This window comes from Alphaproteobacteria bacterium LSUCC0719 (genome assembly GCA_040839025.1).
Lineage (GTDB): Bacteria > Pseudomonadota > Alphaproteobacteria > Puniceispirillales > Puniceispirillaceae > UBA8309.
Map to the genome: position 1 here is coordinate 417,726 of JBFPJN010000001.1, position 24,150 is coordinate 441,875.

27 protein-coding genes, 2 tRNA genes and 1 pseudogene are annotated in these 24,150 nt (G+C 57.1%); 21 read left to right on the forward strand and 9 right to left on the reverse strand.

Annotation, left to right across the window (positions count from 1 at the left end; genetic code table 11):
* The first annotated feature begins 1 nt into the window (after position 1).
* The 10 genes from mce to AB3X55_02035 all read left to right on the forward strand — a co-directional run bounded on the left by mce (position 2) and on the right by AB3X55_02035 (position 7,215).
* On the forward strand, positions 2–412 hold the full coding sequence (mce, locus tag AB3X55_01990) for a methylmalonyl-CoA epimerase (GenBank protein MEX0502351.1): 411 nt from the start codon (positions 2–4) through the stop codon (positions 410–412).
* Positions 412–654 (forward strand): DUF1467 family protein, encoded by a 243-nt coding sequence (locus tag AB3X55_01995; protein MEX0502352.1) that lies wholly within the window; start codon positions 412–414, stop codon positions 652–654. Before mce ends, AB3X55_01995 begins: the two co-directional genes overlap by 1 nt.
* A 426-nt stretch (positions 655–1,080) precedes the next feature.
* On the forward strand, positions 1,081–1,539 hold the full coding sequence (rpiB, locus tag AB3X55_02000; protein MEX0502353.1) for a ribose 5-phosphate isomerase B: 459 nt from the start codon (positions 1,081–1,083) through the stop codon (positions 1,537–1,539).
* Positions 1,540–1,613: 74 nt separating this feature from the next.
* Positions 1,614–2,882 carry a serine hydroxymethyltransferase gene (gene glyA / locus AB3X55_02005; protein MEX0502354.1) on the forward strand — a complete coding sequence of 423 codons (1,269 nt, stop codon included), beginning with the start codon at positions 1,614–1,616 and terminating at the stop codon, positions 2,880–2,882.
* A 45-nt stretch (positions 2,883–2,927) separates the two neighbouring features.
* Positions 2,928–3,380 (forward strand): transcriptional regulator NrdR, encoded by a 453-nt coding sequence (gene nrdR / locus AB3X55_02010; protein MEX0502355.1) that lies wholly within the window; start codon positions 2,928–2,930, stop codon positions 3,378–3,380.
* Positions 3,373–4,512: a bifunctional diaminohydroxyphosphoribosylaminopyrimidine deaminase/5-amino-6-(5-phosphoribosylamino)uracil reductase RibD gene (gene ribD, locus AB3X55_02015; GenBank protein ID MEX0502356.1), complete on the forward strand. Its 1,140-nt coding sequence runs from the start codon at positions 3,373–3,375 to the stop codon at positions 4,510–4,512. The genes nrdR and ribD overlap by 8 nt, the downstream gene beginning before the upstream one ends.
* A 35-nt stretch (positions 4,513–4,547) precedes the next feature.
* Complete coding sequence (locus tag AB3X55_02020; GenBank protein ID MEX0502357.1) at positions 4,548–5,147, forward strand: riboflavin synthase; 600 nt, start codon at positions 4,548–4,550, stop codon at positions 5,145–5,147.
* Complete coding sequence (gene ribB / locus AB3X55_02025; GenBank protein MEX0502358.1) at positions 5,137–6,282, forward strand: 3,4-dihydroxy-2-butanone-4-phosphate synthase; 1,146 nt, start codon at positions 5,137–5,139, stop codon at positions 6,280–6,282. Before AB3X55_02020 ends, ribB begins: the two co-directional genes overlap by 11 nt.
* 11 nt (positions 6,283–6,293) lie before the next feature.
* Complete coding sequence (locus tag AB3X55_02030; protein MEX0502359.1) at positions 6,294–6,731, forward strand: 6,7-dimethyl-8-ribityllumazine synthase; 438 nt, start codon at positions 6,294–6,296, stop codon at positions 6,729–6,731.
* Positions 6,724–7,215 carry a transcription antitermination protein NusB gene (locus AB3X55_02035; GenBank protein MEX0502360.1) on the forward strand — a complete coding sequence of 164 codons (492 nt, stop codon included), beginning with the start codon at positions 6,724–6,726 and terminating at the stop codon, positions 7,213–7,215. The genes AB3X55_02030 and AB3X55_02035 overlap by 8 nt, the downstream gene beginning before the upstream one ends.
* Before the next feature lie 12 nt (positions 7,216–7,227).
* Here the strand turns inward: AB3X55_02035 and AB3X55_02040 are convergent, their stop codons facing one another.
* On the reverse strand, positions 7,228–7,692 hold the full coding sequence (locus tag AB3X55_02040; GenBank protein ID MEX0502361.1) for an outer membrane protein assembly factor BamE: 465 nt from the start codon (positions 7,690–7,692) through the stop codon (positions 7,228–7,230).
* Positions 7,693–7,775: 83 nt separating this feature from the next.
* Here AB3X55_02040 and AB3X55_02045 point away from each other — a divergent pair, with 83 nt between their 5' ends.
* From AB3X55_02045 to AB3X55_02075, 7 genes and pseudogenes are all read left to right on the forward strand, one after another.
* Positions 7,776–8,312, forward strand: a complete 537-nt coding sequence (locus tag AB3X55_02045; GenBank protein ID MEX0502362.1) for a ubiquinol-cytochrome C chaperone family protein — start codon at positions 7,776–7,778, stop codon at positions 8,310–8,312.
* Positions 8,313–8,444: 132 nt separating this feature from the next.
* Complete coding sequence (locus AB3X55_02050; protein MEX0502363.1) at positions 8,445–8,951, forward strand: DUF177 domain-containing protein; 507 nt, start codon at positions 8,445–8,447, stop codon at positions 8,949–8,951.
* Between the two features lie 40 nt (positions 8,952–8,991).
* On the forward strand, positions 8,992–10,041 hold the full coding sequence (gene plsX, locus AB3X55_02055; GenBank protein MEX0502364.1) for a phosphate acyltransferase PlsX: 1,050 nt from the start codon (positions 8,992–8,994) through the stop codon (positions 10,039–10,041).
* A complete protein-coding gene (locus AB3X55_02060; protein MEX0502365.1) occupies positions 10,034–11,017 on the forward strand; it encodes a beta-ketoacyl-ACP synthase III in 984 nt (327 codons plus the stop codon). The genes plsX and AB3X55_02060 overlap by 8 nt, the downstream gene beginning before the upstream one ends.
* Positions 11,018–11,120: 103 nt before the next feature.
* Entirely contained in the window at positions 11,121–11,417 is a 297-nt protein-coding gene (ihfA, locus tag AB3X55_02065; protein MEX0502366.1) for an integration host factor subunit alpha, read from the forward strand.
* Positions 11,414–11,644 (forward strand): annotated as a pseudogene (locus tag AB3X55_02070) (MerR family transcriptional regulator). Before ihfA ends, AB3X55_02070 begins: the two are co-directional and overlap by 4 nt.
* 255 nt (positions 11,645–11,899) lie before the next feature.
* Positions 11,900–11,976, forward strand: a tRNA-Pro gene (locus AB3X55_02075).
* 93 nt (positions 11,977–12,069) lie between these two features.
* Here AB3X55_02075 and AB3X55_02080 read toward each other — a convergent pair.
* The gene (locus AB3X55_02080; GenBank protein MEX0502367.1) at positions 12,070–12,630 is read right to left on the reverse strand and encodes a Crp/Fnr family transcriptional regulator; all 561 of its coding nucleotides are present in this window, start codon (positions 12,628–12,630) and stop codon (positions 12,070–12,072) included.
* A gap of 195 nt (positions 12,631–12,825) precedes the next feature.
* Here AB3X55_02080 and AB3X55_02085 point away from each other — a divergent pair.
* Both AB3X55_02085 and AB3X55_02090 read left to right on the forward strand, forming a co-directional pair.
* A tRNA-Pro gene (locus AB3X55_02085) sits at positions 12,826–12,902 on the forward strand.
* 216 nt (positions 12,903–13,118) lie between these two features.
* Positions 13,119–13,565, forward strand: a complete 447-nt coding sequence (locus tag AB3X55_02090; protein MEX0502368.1) for a YtoQ family protein — start codon at positions 13,119–13,121, stop codon at positions 13,563–13,565.
* Between the two features lie 44 nt (positions 13,566–13,609).
* Here the strand turns inward: AB3X55_02090 and AB3X55_02095 are convergent, their stop codons facing one another.
* From AB3X55_02095 to AB3X55_02115, 5 genes are read right to left on the reverse strand one after another with little or no spacing between them, the layout of a single operon-like run.
* Positions 13,610–14,086 carry an MmcB family DNA repair protein gene (locus AB3X55_02095; protein MEX0502369.1) on the reverse strand — a complete coding sequence of 159 codons (477 nt, stop codon included), beginning with the start codon at positions 14,084–14,086 and terminating at the stop codon, positions 13,610–13,612.
* Positions 14,087–14,122: 36 nt separating this feature from the next.
* Positions 14,123–15,718, reverse strand: a complete 1,596-nt coding sequence (locus AB3X55_02100) for an ABC transporter ATP-binding protein (GenBank protein ID MEX0502370.1) — start codon at positions 15,716–15,718, stop codon at positions 14,123–14,125.
* Positions 15,715–16,821: an ABC transporter permease gene (locus AB3X55_02105; protein ID MEX0502371.1), complete on the reverse strand. Its 1,107-nt coding sequence runs from the start codon at positions 16,819–16,821 to the stop codon at positions 15,715–15,717. The genes AB3X55_02100 and AB3X55_02105 overlap by 4 nt, the downstream gene beginning before the upstream one ends.
* Positions 16,818–17,897 (reverse strand): microcin C ABC transporter permease YejB, encoded by a 1,080-nt coding sequence (locus AB3X55_02110; protein ID MEX0502372.1) that lies wholly within the window; start codon positions 17,895–17,897, stop codon positions 16,818–16,820. Before AB3X55_02110 ends, AB3X55_02105 begins: the two co-directional genes overlap by 4 nt.
* A 25-nt stretch (positions 17,898–17,922) precedes the next feature.
* On the reverse strand, positions 17,923–19,788 hold the full coding sequence (locus AB3X55_02115) for an extracellular solute-binding protein (GenBank protein ID MEX0502373.1): 1,866 nt from the start codon (positions 19,786–19,788) through the stop codon (positions 17,923–17,925).
* A 334-nt stretch (positions 19,789–20,122) separates the two neighbouring features.
* Here AB3X55_02115 and AB3X55_02120 point away from each other — a divergent pair, with 334 nt between their 5' ends.
* Positions 20,123–20,587 (forward strand): CoxG family protein, encoded by a 465-nt coding sequence (locus AB3X55_02120; GenBank protein ID MEX0502374.1) that lies wholly within the window; start codon positions 20,123–20,125, stop codon positions 20,585–20,587.
* 182 nt (positions 20,588–20,769) lie between these two features.
* Complete coding sequence (locus AB3X55_02125) at positions 20,770–21,372, forward strand: HD domain-containing protein (GenBank protein MEX0502375.1); 603 nt, start codon at positions 20,770–20,772, stop codon at positions 21,370–21,372.
* On the opposite strand, the gene AB3X55_02130 is transcribed toward AB3X55_02125, so the two are convergent.
* A complete protein-coding gene (locus tag AB3X55_02130) occupies positions 21,363–22,289 on the reverse strand; it encodes an aminotransferase class IV (GenBank protein MEX0502376.1) in 927 nt (308 codons plus the stop codon). The two genes, AB3X55_02125 and AB3X55_02130, sit on opposite strands and share 10 nt — an antisense overlap.
* 74 nt (positions 22,290–22,363) lie before the next feature.
* Positions 22,364–24,112 carry a long-chain fatty acid--CoA ligase gene (locus AB3X55_02135; protein MEX0502377.1) on the reverse strand — a complete coding sequence of 583 codons (1,749 nt, stop codon included), beginning with the start codon at positions 24,110–24,112 and terminating at the stop codon, positions 22,364–22,366.
* Between the last annotated feature and the right edge of the window lie 38 nt (positions 24,113–24,150).

The window sequence follows — 24,150 nt, forward strand, 5'->3', positions numbered from 1 at the left end:
GATGATTGGTCGTATCAACCATATCGCGATTGCGGTGCCGGATGTCGAGGCTGCGGCACGGCAATGGCAGTCCACTCTTGGTGCCGTCTGCAGCGCGCCATTGCCACTCCCGGAGCATGGCGTGCGGGTTGTGTTCGTTGAGCAGCCGAATGCAAAGGTCGAATTGATGGAGCCACTTGGCGACGCCTCGCCGATCGCTGGATTTCTGGACCGCAACCCGGATGGAGGCATGCACCATATATGTTACGAGGTCGCCGATATCCGCCAGGCTCGCGACCGGCTCGTCGCATCCGGGGCCAGGGTTCTTGGGGATGGGGAACCAAAGACGGGCGCGCATGGCACGCCGGTGCTGTTTCTTCACCCAAAGGATTTCTGTGGCACCCTGATTGAACTTGAAGAGGTTGGTGGGTAATGGATTTTGTCTCGGCGCTGGTTGTGTTTTTGCTGCTGTGGTGGTGGGTGTTCCTGATGAGCCTTCCCTTTGGCGTGCGGACCGAGGAGACGCCAGAGGCTGGTCACGCGCCGTCTGCCCCGCAGCGTCCGATGCTGTGGCGCAAGGGTTTTGCCGCCACTGTCATCGCGGCGATATTGACGATTATTGTGGATTGGGTCATTTCGGCGCAGATCATCACCCTTGGCATCCCGACGGGCTAGGGCTGGTCGTCCAAAAATTCTGGCAGGGTGTCATTATGGGCACAAAAAAAAGCAAGGCTGCGGCCTTGCCTTTTCTCAGTGGGCTGAGTTTGCCCCAGCTCCAGTCTCTCCCTAAACCCGGTAATCACCCCGTGTTATGGTTCAAACGTTACGCACGAATAATTGCCCTGTCGATAAAAAAATTGTATGAATTTTCAAATTTTCAGCTGATTTTTGTAACAATCATCTCACCAGACATAAATTCGGCATTCACCGACGGAAAAACACCATTGAATTTGGCCGGTAACATCATATGTACCACCGGTCGGCGCAGGGCTGTCGACGGGCAATTGAATGGTTGGCGGGACAGGACATCGGTAGTAATGTCTGCGGCCTTGGATTTTCAGACGGGTGTTCCAGCCCGTCGTGAACGGAGAACGACAGCGGATGGTATTCCCCGCCTCGAAAATCTATCTCAGCTCGGACCATGCTGGTGCTGATTTGCGGCGCACCATCGCTGCATATCTCGTCGATCAGGGCAAGGCTGTCGAAGATCTTGGGCCGGCTTCGAACGAATCCGTTGATTATCCCGATTACGGGGCCAAACTTGCTAAGGCGATGCAGGTCGATCCTGCATCACGAGGCATTGCTGTATGTGGCAGCGGCATTGGCATTTCCATCGCGGTGAACAGATTTCCCTGGGTCAGGGCGGCGCTTGTCGGTGATGTGACTGCCGCGCGCCTGTGCCGGGAACATAATGATGCGAATGTTCTGGCCCTTGGCGAACGCCTGACTGGCGTTGCCGTGGCATTGGACTGCGTCGATATTTTCTTGAAGACAGAATTTGAAGGGGGGCGTCATGCACGCCGTGTTGACAAGCTGGCCAGTCCCGGCGATACGGCGTAGCGCACACCGCAACCTGGCGACAGAGTGGGTCGCCTCAGGAGAGCATCATGGATGACATCAGAAAATACGCAATCATGGACGGTTTCTTTTCGGCGGGCCTTGCCGATTCGGATCCTGAACTGGCCGGCGCCATCAATCATGAGTTGATCCGCCAGCAGGATCAGATCGAAATGATCGCGTCCGAAAACATCGTCAGCAATGCGGTGCTTGAGGCGCAGGGGTCGGTGCTGACAAACAAATATGCCGAGGGATATTCCGGCCGACGCTATTATGGCGGATGTGAATTTGTCGATGTTGCCGAAACGCTGGCCATCGAACGTGCCAAGAAGCTGTTTGACGCGGCCTTTGTGAATGTGCAGCCGCATTCCGGCGCACAGGCCAATCAGGCCGTATTCCTGTCACTGTTGAAGCCGGGAGACACAATTCTTGGAATGTCGCTTGCCGCAGGTGGTCACCTGACGCATGGCGCGGCGCCAAACCTGTCCGGAAAATGGTTCAATGCCGAACAATATGGTGTTGATGAAGAAACCGCACAGGTGGATTTTGATGCGCTGATGGAACAGGCCAAGGCATGCAAGCCGAAGATTCTGCTGGCTGGTGGCTCGGCCTATCCACGGACACTTGATTTTGCAAAATTCCGCGAGGTCGCCGACGCTGTCGGGGCCTATCTGATGGTTGATATGGCACATATCTCTGGACTTGTTGCTGCCGGCGTCCACCCGAACCCGGTACCGCATGCCCATATCGTGACCTCGACCACGCACAAGACATTGCGGGCGGCGCGGGGCGGGATCATCCTGTCGAATGACGAGGCGCTTGGCAAAAAGATCAATTCGGCGGTGTTCCCCGGTCTTCAGGGTGGTCCGCTGATGCACGCCATAGCTGGCAAGGCTGCCGGATTTGGCGAGGCGCTGCGTCCGGAATTCCGGACCTATATCGAACAGGTCGTGACCAATGCGAAAACGCTGTCGGATGCCTTGATCGAACGTGGTCTTGATATCGTATCCGGTGGCACCGACACGCATCTTGTGCTTGTCGATCTGCGACCAAAGGGGCTGACAGGCAATATCAGCGAGGTGTCGCTGGAAAATGCCGGTATCACCTGCAACAAGAATGGCGTGCCTTTTGATCCTCAGCCGCCAATGGTGACCTCAGGCGTGCGGCTTGGATCACCGGCAGGAACAACGCGTGGATTTGGTGCCGCCGAATTCACCCGGATTGGGCATCTGATCGGAGATGTTCTTGATGGTCTTGCCGCCAACCCGGATGACAACAGTGCTGTCGAGGGCCGCGTGCGGAATGAAGTCCGGGAACTTTGCCGGGCTTTCCCAATCTATCAATAGTGTGTACACTCCCGTCCACAACAATATCTTGCGTGGCGGGGGATCATGCTTTGTCCGTTTTGTGGTAGTGAAGACACCCAGGTAAAGGATTCTCGGCCCGCCGAGGACGGTGCCGCCATTCGGCGGCGGCGTCTCTGCGGGGTGTGCGAGGCGCGTTTCACGACGTTTGAACGCGTTCAGCTGCGGGAAATCAACATCGTCAAGCGAAGCGGGCGCAAATCCGTGTTCGACCGTGACAAGCTTGAGCGGTCCTTCGAAATTGCGCTTCGCAAGCGCGATGTCGACAAGGATCAGGTGGCGCTGGCGATCAATGATATTGTTCGCAAACTGGAAGGCCATTCCGAGGGTGATGTGCCATCGCATCTGGTTGGCGAACTGGTGATGCAGGCCTTGGCCAGCCTCGATCAGGTGGCCTATATCCGTTATGCGTCGGTGTATCGGAATTTCGATGAAGCCACCGATTTCGAAGATTTTGTGGAAAAGGAACTTGGTGACTGACACGACACCAGGGGCATCGCCGGCTGATGATCGCAGATGGATGCGTGTTGCCATTGCCGAGGCGCGCCGCGCTGAAGGGCGAACGGCACCAAATCCGCCTGTGGGATGTGCCATCGTGTCGGCCGATGGAACGCTTGTCGCCACAGGACACACCGCATCGGGTGGGCGTCCCCATGCCGAAGTCCGTGCCCTTGGCATGGCAGGTACCGCCGCGCGCGGTGCCACCGTTTATGTCACGCTAGAACCCTGCGCGCATCATGGCCAGACCGGTCCTTGTGCGCAGGCTCTTGTCGATGCCGGTGTGGCCCGTGTTGTCATTGCCCTTCGGGACCCTGATGACCGGGTGAATGGCCGCGGCATCGATCTCCTTGCCGAACAGGGAATCAGCCTGCGAATTGGTGTCGAGGCAGAGGCGGCACGCCGTGTTACCGCCGGCTTTCTGTCCCGGACAACACGCGCGTGCCCCTTTGTGACCCTGAAGACCGCGACCTCGCTTGACGGTATGATTGCGCTGGCTGATGGCGCAAAGCGCTGGATTACCGGGCCGCATATGCGCCGATATGTCCATCTGCAACGAAGCCGGGTTGATGGTTTGCTGTCTGCTGTTGGCACGGTGCTGGCTGATGATCCCGAATTCACCTGTAGGCTGCCCGGTCTTGCCGGCGACAGCCCGCATCGGTTTATTCTGGATGGATCGCTGCGAACTCCTGTCACGGCGCGGTTGTTCAACAGCGTTGGCGATGTTGGCCTGACATTTTTCTGTCACCAGGGTGCCGATGCGGATGCTGTCAGCGCGATCGAGGCGACTGGTGCCGAGGTTATGCCCGTGATTGCCGGTGATGATGGCAAATTGTCGCTTTCAGCGGTTATGAACGCCATTGCTGAGGCAGGTATCGGCAGTCTGATGATCGAGGCAGGTGGGAAATTGGCGGCCAGCCTCTTGCGGGATGGTCTGGTCGACCGCATCTTATGGACCAGTAGCCAGCATATCATCGGCGCTGACGGCATTCCGTCAATCTCGCCACTCGCGGCACAAAACCTGCCGTCGCAAGCGTCTTTCGAAGTGGTTGCCAGAGGAGGTTTTGGTGCAGACCTCTTCTTAATGCTGGAACGACCGCAAGAGATTGACTAGAAAGGCGTGACACGGTCACGGGACAGCTTCCTATCATGTTTACAGGTATCGTCACGGCGATGGGGACCATTGTGTCCATTGCCGACAAGGGAGACAGAATTTTGCGCGTTGGCGTCGACTGGGATTGTTCTGCCCTGGCAATCGGCGCGTCGGTAGCGCATTCCGGTATCTGCCTGACCGTGCTTTCGACAACAGACCATGAATATGAGGTCGCGGCCTCGGCCGAAACCATGCGGGTCACAACCCTGGGTGACTGGCAGCAGGGACAGCAGGTCAACCTTGAGCGGGCGCTGCGGGTTGGTGATGAACTCGGCGGCCATATCGTGTCAGGACATGTTGACGGTCTGGCCACGGTCCTGTCGATCGAACCTGTTGGCGACAGCCACTGCGTGTGGCTTCGCGCGCCTGACCATCTGGCCCGGTTTGTTGCGGCAAAGGGGTCGGTGGCGCTTGACGGCGTGTCGCTGACGGTGAATGAGGTCAGGGGGTGTGATTTCAGCATCAATGTGATTGACCACACCTGGGCTGTGACAACACTTGGCGCGCTTCAGAAAGGCCAGTCACTCAATATGGAAATCGATATGCTGGCGCGTTATGTGGCCAGGCTTGCCGAAAGTGAAACCAATGAAAAATAACAACCGCGATGGCGCGGCTGCCCTGTCTCCGATCGAAGATGTTATCGCCGATGCCCGCGCTGGCAAACTGTTCATCCTTGTTGATGATGAGGATCGGGAAAATGAGGGCGATCTGTGCGTGGTTGGTGAATGGGCCGACGCTGCCGCCATCAATTTCATGGCCAAGCATGGGCGCGGCCTGATCTGTCTTGCTCTGACCAGGGCGCGCACGGAATCACTTGGCCTGTCATTGATGGAACGCCGGAATGAAAGCCGTCACCAGACAGCCTTTACCGTGTCCATCGAGGCCCGTGAAGGTGTCACTACAGGCATTTCCGCCGGGGACCGGGCCCACACCATCCGCACCGCAATCAACCCGCAATGTACCGGCGAGGACATCACCACACCGGGCCATATTTTCCCGCTGGTGGCACGGGACGGCGGAACGCTGGTTCGTGCCGGCCATACAGAGGCGGTGATCGACATAGCCCGCGCGGCCGGCCATGCCGACCCTTCCGGGGTGATCTGCGAAATCATGAAGGATGACGGCGAGATGGCGCGTCTTCCCGACCTTGTGGATTTTGCGCGGGAACATGAGTTGAAAATCGGCTCGATAGCCGACCTGATCGCCTATCGCCGTGCCAGTGAAACACTGGTCCAGAGAACCGTGGAAACGGTAATGAATGGCCGTATCGGCGGCGAGTGGCGGCTGATGGTGTTTGAGAATACCGTTTCCGGTGTCGAACATGTTGCCATGATCAAGGGGGACATTTCCACCCGTGATCCGGTGCTGGTCAGGATGCACCGTCTGGAATTGATGGCGGATGTGCTTGGCGAGATTTCCGACCGGCGTAGCGGTAATGAGCTTGAAAGCGCGATGCAGGCTGTCGCGGACGAGGGACGGGGAATTGTCGTTTTGTTGCGGGAATCGTCCAAGACAAGTCTGTCGGAGACGATCGGTGCCAAGATGAGTGGCACCCCGGCACATGATCCGGCGCAAGGGCTTCGCGAATATGGTGTTGGGGCGCAGATCCTGCATGAGCTTGGCGTTCGGCAGATGATCCTGCTGTCAAACCGACCGGCCAATGTGATCAGCCTGGATGGTTATGATCTTGAGATTGTTGACTGGCGCCGGCTTAATGGCGGCAAGGCCTGACGAGGAATAAAATGAGCGGACATTTTCTGATTGTCGAGGCGCGCTTCTATGAAGCGCTTGCCGATGCCCAGGTGGAAGGGGCCACACGTGCGCTTGATGCCGCCGGTGCCACATATGAACGCGTCGGTGTTCCCGGTGCGCTGGAAATTCCGGCGGCGATTGCCTTTGCCCATGCGGGATCAAGGCATTTTGACGGCTATATCGCCCTTGGTTGTGTGATACGCGGCGAAACCACACATTACGACACTGTCTGCGCGGAGTCAGCGCGCGCGCTGATGGATCTGTCGATTGCCGACAATCTGGCCATTGGCAATGGTATTCTGACCGTTGAGAATGAAGATCAGGCATGGGATCGTGCAGATCATCGCCGCAAAGACAAGGGTGGGGGTGCTGCCGAGGCGGCGCTTGCCATGGTGCGTCTCAGAGCTGAGCTTGGCGCCAATGGCTGAGGCTGGCAAGGAGTTGAAGCCGGTTCCGGTCCGCCGCCGGTCTGCGGCACGTCTTGCGGCTGTCCAGCTGTCCTATCAGGGGCAGATGTCGGGCCAGTCTGTTGCAGAATTTCTGCCAGCCTTTCTGACGCATTACAGCGAAGACATCCGCAAGTCATTCCGGGTCAAGGATATCGACAATGCGCATCTGAACGCGCTTGCGACCTCAATCGAGTCGCGACGCGAGGAGCTTGACAGCGCCCTTGGCGATTGTCTTGCCGACGGGTGGGTGATGGAACGTCTGACGGTCCTTGACCGGGCTGTTCTGTGGGCAGGGGCATGCGAATTGATGACAATGCCGCATCTGCCGGCCCGGGCGGTGGTCAGCGAATATGCCGCTATTGCCGATGTATGCGGCTGCGATGTCGGTTTCATCAATGCTGTGCTGGACAGGGTTGCTCACAAGGCGCGCGTGGTCGAGATGGGCGGGCAGGGCGACGCCTAGCGGCAGACAGGGTCAGCGTGGCTTCTTACGCAATGTCGAGAAAATCTGTTCCGTGACACCGAAATTATCCCCTGGTGTTGGCGACTTTTCGTCAAGATAGGCGATGGTATTGCCACTGCGTTCATCGCGAAGTTCGATTTCACTGACGAAATCCGACTCATCCAGTGTGATGACAATCAATGTTCGTGTTGCGATGCGTTTGCGACCACCTGGCGGTTCAATCATGACCTCGCTCAGATAATAGATTTTACCCGAATCAAACGCGCCTTCGAAACTTGGCCTACCGAGAATGCCGCGCAGGTCGGCATAGGTTGTTGTGCCGGGAATGATCTGGTCGAGTTCGGTGCTGTCAACGCTGTGGCCATGCGGCGCGATACGGGCTTCGCATCCGGCGATCATTGCGCCTGCAAGAAGGATGACAAACATCCCGCGCAGCTGCTTTGCGCCCGGAAATGCGTCAAACAAGCCTCTGGTCATGCTGATGGTCCTGCTATATTTATCCTTAGCGCCGTCAGCGCCCGTCTGGCGTCGCAGCGTTACCTTAATAGGATGGTTCGGCGATGGAAAGCCAAGAAAAAGGATGGCTTGGAAATATGCTCGACTGGGGGCGCCAACGTCAGCTTGGCACGCCTGAAATTCTCTATGGCAACGCTGTGGAGCTTGCCAGAGACCCGGCATTTTTTCGAGATCATGGTGTGGCCGACACGGTTGATGGCCGGTTTGACGCGCTGGCGCTGGTGGTGGCGCTTGTCATGCGCCGGCTGAAGGGGTGCGGCGACGCTGGGGCTGAACTCAGCCAGCAGCTGTTCGACTCGATGTTTTCCGACATGGATCTGTCGCTTCGCGAGATGGGTGCCGGTGATATTGGTGTCAGCAAGCGTGTAAGGGTTATGGCAGAGGCCTTCATGGGACGGCTCGATGCCTATGCAACGGCGCTTGATAACAATGATCGCGAGGCGCTTGCCGCGGCCATCGGCAGGAACCTGCTTCGGGATTCTGGATCTGCCAGCGACCCGCTTGTCGATCATGTTCTGGCGCTTGATGCCAGATTGTCGGCGCTGAAAGACGATGTTCTGCTGGCGGGCAATCTGGGCTAGGTTCCCAGTGGTCAGCCTGATGATGAACCTGACACCCTGATTGGCGTGGCTTTTGTCACAGACACCGTTATAGTGCATCGCGAATGAAGGACGGATGTGGCGATTGCCCAATCGGACATCCGGTTATGGCCGATGAAGACATTTTCTCTTGAAACCTCGTTGGATGTTGAAACCCTGCCGGTCAAGGGGCCGTTTCGCGGCTCGCTGGTCGTGACAGAGGCGCAGCTGGCCGAACTTGCCGAGCGCTTCGGGTTTCTCGAATTCACCCGGCTGGACGTGTCGGTGGAAATCGCCAGGGTGGGACCGGATGCCTGGGACGTTACAGGCAGCGCCACGGCGGAGCTTGTTCAGCCCTGCATTGTTACCGGTGATCCGGTTCCAGAAACTGTGGATTTCGACATTGAAGAACGGTATGTTCGGGCATCTCAGGAAGATGACGAGATCGTTGTCGGGCTTGAGGACTCCGAACCACTGGTCGATGGGTGTATAGAACTAGGCGAAATGGTTGCGCAGACCCTTGCGCTGTCGGTCGATGCGTGGCCGCGTACCGTTGATGCCCCGGACGAGTTCAAGGCTGGCGATGTTGAGAACACTCATCCCTTTGCCAGCCTGGGCAGTCTGAAAATATCCGGGGAATGATGCTCTTGGGCCGTTGGTCAGGATTGGAAGGTTTGCGTTTGTGAGTGCCGACACCGAAATCGTAAGACTGGCGCTTGACGCCATGGGGGGAGACAACGCGCCAGAATGCGTTGTCAGGGGAGCGGATGTTGCCTGTGGCCAGCATCCGCATCTCGCCATCACATTTTATGGGGATGAGGCGCAGATCAGGCCCTTGCTTGCCAAGGCGCGTTACCTGTCGGATGTGCGCGTCGTGCATACCAACGAGGAGGTGTCACCTGACGACACGGCGTCACAGGCGGTTCGGCGCGGCAAGACAACCTCTATGTGGATGGCCATTGCCAGCGTTGCCGATGGCGAGGCCGACGCGGTTGTGTCGGCTGGCAATACCGGTGCCCTGATGGCTATGGCAAAGCTTCAGCTCAGAACGATGACCGGTGTCACACGACCGGCGATTGCGGCATTTTTCCCGACTGTTGGCGAACTGATGTGCATGCTCGACCTTGGTGCGAATATCGAATGTGACGCGGAAAACCTCGTCCAGTTTGCGATCCTTGGTCAGGCTTTTCATCGCAGTCTGACCGGTAAAGAGGAACCGCGTCTTGGTCTGCTCAATGTTGGCGAGGAACAGCAGAAGGGACATGAATATCTTCGTGTTGCCTCGCGCCAGCTGGCGGATCCTGCACTCGGCATCAACTATCAGGGGTTTGTCGAGGGATCAGACCTGACCAATGGCAAGCTTGACGTTGTTGTGACCGATGGATTCTCAGGCAATGTCGCGCTGAAGACGGCCGAGGGGATCTCGTCAATGTTCACCAAGCTTCTGCGACGAAGCTTTGCCAGCACGATGCTGTCGCGTCTTGGGTATTTTCTGGCCCGAAGGGCGCTTTCGGATATGCGTCGCCATATCGACCCCAGAAGCTATAATGGAGCGGTATTCCTGGGGTTGAATGGCATCGCCGTGAAATCGCACGGTGGCACCGACAAGATTGGCTTTGCCAATGCTATCAATGTTGCCGCCGAGCTTGTTGATCATGGATTTCTTCCCGATGTGAGTGAGGCCATTGCGCGGGCCAACACCATTCTGGAGCAGAAAAAAGACAATGGCTGATCATGCGACATTGATGGTTTCTGTTGGCAGCTATCTGCCGGAACGGGTCATGACCAACCATGATCTGGCCAAGATGGTCGAAACAAGCGATGACTGGATCAAGCAGCGCACCGGTATTGCACAGAGGCACATCGTTGCTGATGACGAGAAAACCTCGGATTTGGCGCGCAATGCTGCTGAGCGGGCGCTTCAACAGTGCGGTCTGACAGGTGCCGATATCGACCTGATCATCGTTGCCACAAGCACCCCCGATGATACCTTTCCTTCGACAGCGACCAGGGTTCAGCACCAGATTGGCGCGACAACGGCCATTGCCTTTGATATTCAGGCCGTCTGTGCGGGGTTTGTCTATGCTCTGGATGTTGCCGATGCGATGCTGTCCAGCGGTCGGGGGCGGCGGGCCCTTGTCATTGGCGCGGAAAGCTTCTCGAAAATCCTGAACTGGAAAGATCGCACGACCTGTGTGCTGTTCGGCGATGGCGCTGGCGCGGTGTTGCTGGAACGCGGCGATGCAACAGGTGGGTATGGTGTTCTGGCCAGCCGCCTTCACGCAGACGGGGCGCACCGTGATATCCTGTATGTCGATGGTGGGCCGTCAAGTTCGGGCACTGTCGGGCATGTCAGGATGGAAGGCAACAAGGTCTTTCGTCACGCGGTTGAAAAGCTTTCGACCGTCATGGACGAGGTTCTGGAAGCTGCCGATATGAGCGTTGATCAGGTGGACTGGCTGGTGCCGCATCAGGCCAATATCCGGATCATCGAAGGCATGCAGAAGAAAATGGGACTGTCGGATGATCGTGTGGTGAAGACGGTGCATCAGCATGCCAATACGTCGGCGGCCTCGATCCCGTTGGCGCTGGCGGCTGCGGTTGACGATGGCAGGGTCCGCAACGGACAGGTTCTGGCCTTCGAGGCGATTGGTGGTGGGCTCGTCTGGGGTGCCGCGCTTGTTCGCTATGGCCGGCCAGGTGATTAATGCATACATTAGCTTTTTGAGATAAACATCTGTAACACAGTCGCAATCGCATCAATTTTATGTGCAGTTGATTGACTCAACCTGGAAACGACATTAGCGTGACATCATGAGCAAGACATTGACACGTGCCGACCTCGCCGAGGCGGTGTATCGAAATATCGGTTTGTCTCGCAATGAGTCAGCTGAACTTGTTGAAACATTTCTTGAAGAAATGTGCCTATGTCTCGAAAAAGGCGAAGAAGTTAAGCTTTCGTCCTTCGGTACGTTTTCGGTGCAGTCAAAGCGGGAACGTGTAGGCCGCAACCCGAAAACGGGTGTGGAAGCAACCATTACTCCACGCCGTGTCCTGTCATTTCGTCCGTCGCATATCCTGAAAGACCGGGTTGACGCCGAATCATGAGTCAGAAAGCTTCCGATGCCTTCCGGACGATTTCCGAGGTTGCGGACCATCTTGATATCCCGCCGCATGTGTTGCGGTTCTGGGAAACCAAATTCACCATGTTACGTCCCTTGAAGCGCAGCGGCGGTCGGCGATATTACCGGCCAGACGATGTGGCGCTTCTCGAGCGCATCCGAGACCTTCTCTACAAGGATGGTTTCACGATCAAAGGTGCGCAGAAACATCTGGACAACCGCCAGCCAGGCAGCGCTTCCATGGTCGCGGCGACGGTAGCCACGGATGGGCTTTCAGAGGCGCTTGCCTCATTGGAGTCGGCGCGTGATTCGCTGGCGCATCTTCGCAAGACCATCGAAAGCTGATGTCATAAGCCGACGCCAAAACCGGCGTGGCCCGCGCAGATATCCATCCGCCATCATCGGTCGATCAACAAGGATGAATCCGTTTGCGAAGGCGTGATTGCTCGTCTATAACGCTTATCGTGTCGGAGCGTAGCGCAGCCTGGTAGCGCACCTGCTTCGGGAGCAGGGGGTCGGAGGTTCGAATCCTCTCGCTCCGACCAGTTTCCAGTCATCGACCGTCATCTGCAATCATCAGCGTCTTCACCGGGTGGAGATGTTGTCGATGTCGGGTCCGATCGTGGCCGGTTGCGGTTTCAGCCGAAATGTTCGGCATTGTCCTGATTTGCCGCCGCCTTTTTCTCGACGCTTGGATAGGCGGCGAGGTGCCGGTCAATCACAACCTGCTGGCGCACTGATTCAAGCTTGTTTCGCAATTTGGCAATCATGCCGGCATCGGGCTTTTCCTGCTGGATGAGTTCTTCGACAAGGTCGGCGATACGCTCGATTTCGAGCCCAAGCATGTTGCTCTGCTTGTTGCTGTCGATCAGCCGGAACTGGATCTTACGGATCAGCGCGGCAGTCACCTTGTCGCGTTTTGCGATATCGATGAAATACTGGCGGGGAATGCGGGTTGCCTTGGCCCCCACTGGCGAAGCAATGGCGGTTACCGTTCGTTCGGTGTCGAGCAACAATGATGTCTCGCCAAGGATCTCGTTGGCACCAATCCTGTTCAGCCGCAGACCTTCTGCCGTGAAAAGCTCAACCGAACCTTCCATGATCAGAAAGGCGTCGCGGGACGGGTCGCCGGCGCGATAGATCACTTCATTGGAATCCCAGAGGATAAATTTGTCGCGTTCGAGCACGATTGCCTGCATCCATCATCAAATAAGTGCGTCACAATAGGTCATTAACATGATCTTGTCTGCTGTCATCAGCCAGATCGCCCATGTCACATCGTCACTCCGCCCATTCCCGGCTGCCACAAAAGGTTGCCAGTCAAGGGTGCTGCTCAGGGTTGCCACAGAAAGGTGTTTGCACCGACATGGATGACAGCGTATAACCTTTCGCGTCGGAGCGTAGCGCAGCCTGGTAGCGCACTTTACTGGGGGTGAAGGGGTCGTGGGTTCGAATCCCGCCGCTCCGACCATTTTCCTTCACAAGCCAATGACCTGCCATAATGCGTCATGGCTCGAAATTCCGCGCAGTGACAATGTCTGTCCAAATCCTGCACTTCTGAATGCCTCAAAATATGTTTACCCGGTGGCGGGCCCCTGAAAGGCCTGATACAAACACAACACCGTGAACGCCAGCCGGTTTGGTGTCGTTGCAGACGCCGCCGATGATTTAGGGAAAGGGATGGTTCATGAGCCTCAATGTCTATCTTTCAGGTGAAATTCACACTGACTGGCGCGACCAGATCATTGCCGGCGCAGCTGGCCTCGATGTCAGCTTTTCAAGCCCTGTCACCGATCATGAAGCCAGCGATGATTGCGGCGTGCGGATCCTTGGCGCCGAACCCGACAAGTTCTGGCACGATAACAAGGGCGCCAATATCAACGCCATCCGAACGCGCAATGGTATTGCCGCGGCAGATATCGTTGTGGTGCGGTTTGGCGAGAAATATAGGCAATGGAACGCGGCCTTCGATGCGGGCTATGCGGCGGCACTTGGCAAGTCGCTCATCATCATGCATGGGGCGGATCACCAGCACGCGCTGAAGGAAGTCGATGCAGCGGCGCTTGCGGTTGTGGAAACGCCGGCGCAGATTGTTGATATCCTTCGCTATGTTCTGGAAGGCACGCTTCCCTGACCGGCGGGGTGGTGATGTCGTCTGCTGTCGACTGTGATCCGGTGTTAACGTTCGATATCCGTGTCTTCGTCAGGTGCCAATGTCGCGCCTGTTCCTGTGAATTCAAGACGCCGCATCGCGATATGGGCGATCCGCTTTACAAGATGGTTTCGCCGCTGGGCCGCCAGCCGTGATTCCGGTGCCGGCTGTATCTCGAGACAGTCAAACCCGTCGGTGATGATGACGCCGCACATGTCGGAATCCGGCAGGATCTCGCGCGGAAACGTATCCGCGACGGCAAAATAGAATCGGTCGGCCCATTCTGGATATTCATGCCATTTCCGGTCGCTGAGGAAGTCCTGGCGCGAGGATTTCACTTCGACAATCGTGATCTCGCCGCCATTGCCGATTGCGATGATGTCAACGCGCCGCCCCGTCCGCAAAGTGAATTCCCGCAGACAGGCGTCACCGCGTTCGATGAACATGTTGGCAACCGCATCGGTAATCCGCAGGGTTGGAAGCGTGTCATCTGTCTTTGGCATCTCACCGGTTTTCCAGAACAGGGGCAGTCATTTCGCTCAGGCGCTTTTGCGCCTGGCCGCCGCGATCAGGTCGATTGTATAGGGATGCTGCGGCGCCTGCATGATGGCGGATGTTGCGCCGCGTTCAACGACCACCCCGTCTTTCATCACGATCATGTCGTCACTGATTGATCCGATCAGCGCGATATCGTGACTGATGAAAAGATAGCCGAGGTCAAACCGGCTCTGCAGCCGGTCAAGAAGCGCGATCAGTGACTTCTGGACAGTCATGTCCAGTGCCGATGTCGGTTCATCAAACAGAATGATCCGCGGCTTCAGGATCAGCGCTCTGGCAATGGCAATCCTCTGGCGCTGCCCACCGGAAAATTCATGTGGGTAATTGCCGGCCACAGCGGGATCCAGCCCGACCTCTTCCAGCACCTCGGCCACCGCCAGGCGGCGTTCGGCAACGCTGCCGATATCATGTGCCACCAACCCCTCGGCGATAATGTCACCAACCGACATCCGCGGTGACAGCGATCCAAAAGGATCCTGAAAGACAATTTGTACCTGTCGGCGAAACGCCTTCAGCCCGCGCGTGTCACCCTGTCTGACAGGCGCGTTGTCGAAGGTGATCTGGCCCTCACAGCCCACAAGTTGGGTCACCGCTCTGGCAAGGGTTGATTTGCCTGACCCGCTTTCACCAACAATGCCGACCGTATGGCCTGTCTTCACGTCAAGATCAACGCCATCCACAGCCTTGATCCAGCGTCTTGTGCGGCGAAGCAATCCGCCGCGAACAGGGAAATGCACCTTGATATCCCGAGCCGTCAACAGATTGTCGGAGCCGGTGCTGCGCGCGTTGCGCAGACCCTGTGGCTGGGCGGCAATCAGGTCCTTTGTATAGCTCTCGCGCGGCGCACCAAAGATATCCGCCATCTTGCCATGTTCGACGATCTCGCCCTTGCGCATGACCAGGACACGGTCCGCAATCTGCCTGACCACACCGAGATCATGTGTGATGAACAGCATTGAAAGCCCGGTATCGCGCTTCAGGTCGGCAAGCAGGTCAAGGATTTGTGCCTCAATGGTCACGTCAAGCGCCGTTGTCGGTTCATCCGCGATCAACAGATCGGGCCCATTCGCCAGCGCCATGGCGATCATCACACGCTGGCGCTGACCACCTGACAGTTCATGCGGGTAGGATGACAGGCGGTCCTGTGGTTCGGGGATGCCGACACGATGCAGCAATTCGATTGTACGATCCCGCAGCATGGCCGGTAAAAGCCGTTGATGAAGCCGCAGGCTCTCTCCAATCTGCCGCTCGATGGTGTGAAGTGGGTTCAGGGACGTCATCGGTTCCTGAAAGACCATCCCGATCTGGTTGCCACGAATGCCCTGCATGAAAGTTTCGTCATGCGGATTGATCGGCGCGCCTTTCCAGCAGATGTCCCCGCTCTGCATGGCATTGTCGGCAAGCAGGCCCAGACTTGCGAGGGCCGATACCGATTTTCCGGACCCGCTTTCACCAACCAGCGCCACTGTCTCGCCCGGCATGATGTCCAGCGACAGCGATCTGACCGCCGGTGTCACAACACCGTCACGCCGGAAGCCGATCTGGAGGTTGCGAAGAGACAGGAGCGGCGCGGTCATGAAAATGTCTTTCTTGGGTCAAAGGCGTCGCGTACCCCTTCAAAGATGAACACAAGCAGCGCCAGCAGCAGGGCAAAGACAAGGAATGCCGTCAGGCCGAGCCAGGGCGCCTGAAGGTTCTGTTTTGCCTGTAGCGTCAACTCGCCAAGCGACGGCGCCGAGGAGGGGAGGCCGAAGCCCAGAAAATCCAGCGCGGCGAGCGAGCCGATGGCGCCGGTAACGATGAAAGGCAGCATCGTCAAGGTTGCCACCATGGCGTTTGGCAGTACATGTCTGAACATGATTGCCATTGGTCGCACCCCGAGCGCCTTCGCGGCCTGAACATATTCAAAGTTGCGGGCCCGCAGGAATTCGGCCCGTACCACACCGACCAGGGCTGTCCAGCTGAACAGCGTCATCAGAAACACCAGAAGCCAGAAATCCATGCGCCATATCGCCGAGACGATGATGATGATGTAGAGCGATGGTGTCGCGCCCCAGATTTCGATCAACCGCTGCGCCAGCAGATCGGTTCGTCCGCCTAGATATCCCTGTACGGCCCCGACAAGAATGCCGATGGCTGAAGCCAGAACCGACACGATGATGGCGAACATAACCGACAGCCGAAAGCCGTAGATGATTCTGGCCAGTACATCGCGTGCCGTATCATCCGTGCCAAGCCAGTGGTTCGCATCCGGCGGTGACGGGGCCGGACTGTCGAGGGTCGCAATTGTCGAGTGGTGATGGGGGATCAGCGGCCAGACAATCCACCCACGCTCGATTTCTTGACCGCTGATACGTCCATCGGCGGCGTCTTCAATCAGCATTTCCGGGGTGTCCCAGCACGCATCCATGCCACCGGTAACGATCAGGCACTGGACCTCGACGTCACCATATATGGCCTCGGTTCGAAGATCACCGCCAAAGCTGCGTTCGGAATAGAACTGGAAGATGGGCATGTAGTAGCCGTCCCGGTATTTCACCAGGATAGGCCGGTCATTGGCGATCAATTCAGCGAACAACGACACAACGAACAGCACGCCGAAGACAATCAACGAGACAAAGGCGCGGCGGTTGCGTTTGAAATTCTGCCAGCGGCGATGGGTCAGGCTGATCTGGCTCATGACAGCCTCGATTCAAAATCGATCCGGGGATCGATCCATACATACATCAGATCCGATATCAGTCCGATGACGAGGCCGATCAGGCTGAAGATGAACAGCGTTCCGAAAACAACGGGATAATCCCGCGCGACCGCTGCCTCGAATCCCATCCTGCCAAGCCCATCAAGAGAGAAGATTGTTTCGATGATCAGTGAACTGCCAAAGAACACCGACACAAACACCGCCGGAAATCCGGCAATGACGATCAGCATCGCGTTTCGGAACACATGACCATACAGGACACGACGCTCGGTCAGTCCCTTGGCGCGTGCCGTCAGCACATATTGCTTGCGGATTTCATCGAGGAAGGAGTTCTTCGTCAACAATGTCAGCGTGGCAAAGGCGGAGATGGTCGAAGCGATGACCGGCAGCGCAATATGCCAGAAATAGTCCAGCACCTGCCGCCAGGCCGACATGTCCGCGAAATCGGGCGAGACAAGGCCACGAAGGGGGAAAATCTTTACATATGATCCACCTGCGAACAGCACCAGCAGCAGAATGGCAAACAGAAACCCCGGGATGGCATAGCCGACGATGATCAGACTGGATGTCCAGCTGTCGAACCCGCTGCCGTCCCGAACGGCCTTGCGGATGCCAAGCGGGATCGAGATCAGATAGGCAAGAAGTGTTGTCCACAGGCCAAGCGAAATCGACACCGGCATCTTTTCGACAATCAGGTCGGTAACGCTGATGGATCGAAAATAGCTCTCGCCGAAATCAAACCGCATATAGTCCCACAGCATCGACAGGAACCGTTCAAGAGGTGGTTTGTCGAAGCCGAACTGCCGCTCGAGGTCGGCCACGAAATCCTCTGGCAGCCCCTGTGCGCCAAGGTAGTCACCGCGGTCGCTGGCCTGTCTGATTTCACCGCCTCCACCGGCGATTCCGGCAAATACGTCGGTATCCTGTTCCAGCTGCGAGAGGATCTGTTCCACCGGGCCGCCCGGCACAAACTGCACCAGAACGAAATTGATCAGCATGATGCCGAACAATGTTGGCAGGATGAGAGCCAGTCGGCGCAGGATATAGGCAACCATGATGGCAATGCTTCCTTGACGATTGTCAGAAGGCGCCCGCGGCCTTCAGCCTGTCGTGAGCCTGCGTGTCGAACCACCAGAAATCAAGCGTTCCAAGGGCATAGGCCGGCAGGGTGTCAGGATAGCGATACATGTCATAATAGGCGACGGTATGAATGTTCCGGAACCACTGCGGAACCCAGAATTTTTCCGCCCGCAAAACACGATCAAGCGCCCGCACGGCGTCATCCAGCTCCGCCCGCGTCGTTGCTGCCTTTACAGCTTCGATCAGCCTGTCCGCCGCCTCGCTTCCATATCCCGCGAGATTGAAAATCGAAAATGCAGCACTTTCCGATCCGAAATATTGCTCAAGTTCGGATCCGGGGGTCAGCTGGGTCCGGAAATTGCCGGTGACCATGTCGAAATCGAAATTCCGCTCACGTTCGGTCATCTGTGCGTTGTCGATGCGGGTGTGTACAGCGTCCACGCCAAGCGCGCGCAGATTCTCGACATAGGGGTTGATGACCCTGTCAAAGGCCTGGGAATCATTTAGGATTTCAACCTTCAGCGTCTCACCGTTCGCATTGCGGCGGATTCCGTCATCACCAACTGTCCATCCTGCCGCGTCCAGCAGTGCCGAAGCCCGGCGCAGATTGCGGCGGTCGAGCTGACGCTCGGATGATGTTGGTGCCAGCACCGCATCGCTGCCAAGCACGCCGTCCGGAAGTTTGTCAGCAAGGGGCTGAAGCAGGGCCAATTCCCCCTCGCCAGGCAGGCCGGTCGCCTTCAAATTGCTGTTTTCCCAAAAGGAATTGATCCGCGCATAGATGCCATAGAACAGCGTCTTGTTCGACCATTCGAAATTGAACATCAGAGCCATGGCCTCGCGCACACGAATGTCCTGGAACTTGTCGCGGCGCAGGTTGAAGATAAAGGACTGGCCACTGGCAAGCGTGCCGTCAGCTGGGGTGTCCTTTACCGCCCATCCCTTTTCGATGGCCGGAAAATCATAGCCTGTGGCCCAGATCTTTGACGACGCCTCGGTGCGGAAAGTATAGGTGCCCGCCTTGAAACCTTCGAAGGCGCTGTTGTAGTCGGCAAAATATTCGATCCTGATACGATCGAAATTATGGCGTCCCTGATTGATCGGCAAATCCTGTCCCCAGTAATCGGGATTGCGCCGGTAGATGATCTGCTGACCAACATCCAGCGAGTCCAGCACATAGGGGCCGGATCCAAGACCGGGGGTCAGGGTGGAGTCCTCGAAATCGGTGCCGGTGGATTCGTACCACGCCTTTGAAAAGATCGGCAGTCCGCCGACCGTCAGTGGCAGGTCACGCGTTGGGATACCATCCTTGAAAATGAATTTCACCCGGTGCGGGGTCAGTATCTCCGCGCTCTCGATCTGTTTCTGAATCACCGCACGAAAAGAGGGCAGTCCCTTGTCACGAAGCGTTTCATAGGAAAAAACGACATCTTCGGCCGTCAGGGGCGAGCCGTCGGAAAAGCGCGCTTCTGGCCGCATATTGAAGATGACGTAGCTTCTGTCCTCTGGATATTCCAGGGATTCGGCGATCAGGCCATATACGGCGTCGGCCTCGTCGGCGGTATTTTCAAGCAGACTTTCAAAGAAGATCGAGGACAGTTGACCGGCACGCCCCTTGGTGGTGTAGGGGTGCATCGAGTCAAAGGAACCAAAGCCCCAGATCGAGATTTCGCCGCCCTTTGGCGCATCCGGGTTCACATAGTCCAGATGGGGGAAATCCGCACTGTATTTGAGTTCGCCAAAGGTTGAGATGCCGTGTGACTTGATTGTCTCGGCACCGGCGGCAGTGCTGATCAGGCTGGCAACAACTCCGGCCATGACCAGATCTCGGACACGTCCTGTCAGATGGTCAAATGATGGCTTCATGTTGGAACTCCTTCATACCAGCTTTTCGGTCATGATGGTGGGCCGGCACGGGGGTGGACTGCCACCGGCTCACATCTGGATACGATATAGTCTATACTGCCACCATAGTAGCGCCGAATGTCTGTCCGGACGATACCGTCATCTTGGGAAACTCTGCCAAAAGCCCCGCATTGCGATGATTGGTCACAGCCTCGCAGTGTGTTACAGCTTTCCACTGCCAGCCGGTTGGTGAACTCTGTGTATGTGGGTTCTTCATGTTCGGAACATGTTTCGGCAGGGTGGCAAGCACAACGACCCGATACACCGTCTGCGGTGCATGGAATGGAACGAAAGAATGGAATTAGCTGACGAAATCATCATCCCGGCTTCGCGCGCGCAGGTTTATGACGCGCTGAATGATGTCGATATCCTGAAAGCCTGCATTCCTGGTTGTGAAGAGCTTGAAAAGGAATCGGATACCGAACTGGTGGCAAAGGTCACCCTGAAAGTCGGACCCGTGAAGGCAAAATTCAGCGGCCGTGTGACCCTTGATCCAAGCCGGGCGCCCGATGCGTTCAGCCTGGCGGGAGAGGGGGATGGCGGCGTCGCCGGTTTTGCCAAGGGTGGAGCTGACGTAGAGCTTGTAGAGGATGGCGAGACCACAATCCTTCGCTATACTGCCAAGGCCGAGACTGGCGGCAAGATTGCGCAACTTGGGGGCAGGCTGATTACCAGTACGGCAAAAAAACTCTCGAAGAAGTTCTTTGAGAAGTTTGAGAAGATAATGAGTGGTGAGGAAGCGCTGGAAAACGCATCCTGACCGCCAACAGACGGCGCCCACCGTATATGCTCGATCGAGACTGTCGACCTTGTCGGCATTTTCAGTGGGGGGAGGCAACGCAGCGAAAGCTGCTGCCACGGGCTACGGTGGGCGCCACCCTGTTGGTCCGGATTACATTGGCCCGGATTACATTGGTCCAGATGACCTGAGGGGAAATTTTGATGGCTGACGCGACGAGCGAACTCACACCATCCACGATCATTCCGTTTCTTGACGGTATTTTCACGCGCCGCGGCGCTGACGAATATCTGGGCGAGCCGGTGACCATTGGCGAGCATATGCTGCAGGCGGCTCATTTCGCGCAGCGTGACGGCCATGAAGAACAGGTCATCGTGGCGGCTCTGCTACACGACATCGGCCATTTTACCGGCGAGTTCATCGGCATGCCACTTCCCTCGGGGACGATGTTTCTGGAGGATCAGACCGACCGTCAGCATGAAAATGCCGGGGCCGCCGTGCTGGAGCAGTTCTTTCCCGATCTGGTCGTTGATTGCTGTCGCTATCATGTTGCCGCCAAGCGCTATCTGTGCGCGCGCGAGCCCGGCTATTTCGACAGGCTGTCGGAAGCGTCGGTACATTCCCTGAATCTTCAGGGTGGTCCGATGAATGATGAAGAGGCGGCAGCCTTCGAAGCGCATCCGAATTTTGACGCCATCATTGCAGTGCGTCGATATGATGAAGCCGGCAAGGAAGTCGGGATGGTGGTGCCGCCCTTTTCGACTTATCTTCCGATGCTTGAAAGAATGGTGGCCGGTCAGGCCTGAGCCTGGCCGCCATAACTGATTTCGGTCCGCATCTGCGGACGCTGCATCCAGTCCCAATAAGTGGCATGAAGCTCGGTGGTAACCGGTCCCGCCGCGCCATTGCCAAAGATGCGGTCATCGACCCGCGTCAGCGCGATCACACCGCCGCCCGAACTGGATATGAAAACTTCGTCGCAATCCATGAATTCGGCAAGCGGCAACGGCCTGACCTGCACGCCCAGCCCCCGCTCGGCAGCCATTTCCAGCACTGTACGGCGGCTGATTCCCTCGAGCATGCCGTGATCTGATGTGATCAGACTATCACTCCTGACGGCAAAGACGTTGAACCCCGGTCCCTCGGTAATGTGCCTCGCATCGTCAAGCAGGATAACCGTCTCGAATCCGTTGTCCTTGGCCTCGAACAGACCAGTGGTGAAGTCGCCCCAGTGATAGTTCTTCACCCGTGGATCGATGCTGGTCTCGGGAATCCGCACAACATTCTTGGCGATCCATGCGGTGCGTTTTTCCGGCGGCAGGTCCGGCCGCATGATGTGGATATATGGAACACACCATGCATAGAAATGATTGCCACATTCGCGTGGGTCGCGTGTTCCGGGGATGAGAGGAATGCCGCGCGATGCCACCATCGCCACATAGGCGGCTCGCAACCCAGAGGCTGCGACCATATCGTGCAGCGCCGCGCGAATGTCCGTAGCTGTCATGCCGACATCCAGCCGCAGTGACGCCATGGACTGGCAAAACCTGCCGAGATAGTCGTCCAGCCTGAAAAAGCCACCATCCCAGACCGGAACCACATCATAGGTAATGTCGCTATGGATGACGCCCCAGTCATTGACCGGCAATCGTGCCGCAGACACCGGCATGATCTTGCCGTCCATCCAGGCCGCCCCTGTCGTCAGATCATCGGATTCAGCCATTGCCTGTCTCCCTTGATGCGACCAGACAAGGGTCATGTCGGCGCGTGTTGTGGCTGATCATTGTTCCAACGACATCATTTCTGGGGATAGAGCGCGTCCAGCCTGTCGCCATACAGTTCGCGGACAATATGGCGCCGGACCTTGAGCGTCGCCGTCATCTGGCCGTTCTCGGTGGTGAAGGCCTCGTCCGCAATGATATATCTGCGAACCCGTTCAAGTTGTGACAGGCGGCTGTTGGCGCGATCGACAGCCTCGCCGATCATTGTGTGGAGAGCATCTGGCGAGGACGCGATATTCCGCAGATCGTCCGACGGCACGATAACAGCCGACAGCCAGGGCCGTTTGTCGCCGTCGACCATCACCTGTTCAATTTCCGGTTCGATGGTCAGCAGTGCCTCGACGCGGCCGGGAGCAATATTCTCACCGCCGGAATTCACGATGATGTCCTTCTTGCGTCCGGTGATGGAAATATATCCATCAGCATCTATCTCGCCGATATCGCCGGTATGAAGCCACCCGTCGCGGATGGCTGCTGTTGTCGCGGCTTCGTCGCGCCAGTAGCCCTTCATCAACAGGTCGCCGCGGACCAGAATTTCACCATCATCGGCGATGCGAAGATCAACCCCCGCAACCACCGGACCAACCGTTTCAATCTTGATCCGTCCCGGTCGATTGGCCGAAATCAATGGCGAGGCCTCGGTCTGGCCATATCCCTGCAGCAGGTTGATTCCAAGCGCCATGAAAAAACTGCCGATTTCCGGATTGAGCGCCGCCCCGCCTGAAATGAAATATTGCAGCTGGCCGCCGAGACGCGCGCGTACCTTGGTCCGGACAAGCCTGTCGACAACAAGGTTCAGAATGAATTCGTGTGGCAGCAGATGCCGCCCGGCAAGACGTTTGGTGCCAAGTCGCACTGCCGCCATGAACAATTTTTCCGAAAGGCCGCCCTTTGCCCGCACACCGCGCATGATCCGGTCATGAAGAACTTCATAAAGTCGTGGCACCGCCGTCATCAATGTGGGTGAAACCTCAACCAGATTGTTGGCGATCTGGTCGGTGCTTTCGCAATACCAGACCTCGGCCCTGATCTGGAAGGGCAGATGCAGGCCGGCTGTATGCTCATAGGAATGGGACAGGGGAAGCAGCGACAGAAAACGCTGATTTTCGACGACCCTGCCTTCGGCAAGAAGCTCTATTGCCGCCGTTATATTGGCCTGGATCGATCGGTGCGTCAGCATGACCCCTTTGGGGCGGCCGCCAGTGCCCGAGGTATAGATAAAACAGCACACATCGTCTGGCGCATGGGCGCTGATACGTTCGTCTATATCCTCCAGCGGTGTCGCGCCGGCGAGGGCGGCGCCCCAATATTGCAATGCTGGTCGCAAACCCTCGGGTGCGACGAAGGTGTCATCCATTACAATCAGGCTGTGAAGAGAGGGGACGCGATTGGCAGCAAGCGCGATCCGCGATGCCAGCATCCCACCTGATGTGATCGCAACACAGGCACCTGAATGATCCATGATGTAATGGTGATCATCTTCGGTATTCGTCGTGTAGGCGGGAACAACAATGGCACCGATGGACATCACAGCCAGATCGGCGATCGCCCATTCCGGCCTGTTCTCAGCCGAAACCAGAACCCGTTCGCCAGGTTCGACCCCACATTTCACCAGTACCGCGGCAAGCCGCCTGACATCATCGGCCACTGACCGCCAGCTGTGGCCAAGCCAGCTGCCATTGCGGTTTCGACATAATGGGTGCCTTCCGGCCAGCGTTCCTGTGTCATGTGAATCAATTCCTGGGCGCGCTGCCCCTGTGATCAAAAATCAAAGTCATAAAAGCTTAGTGAAAATCACTGTCG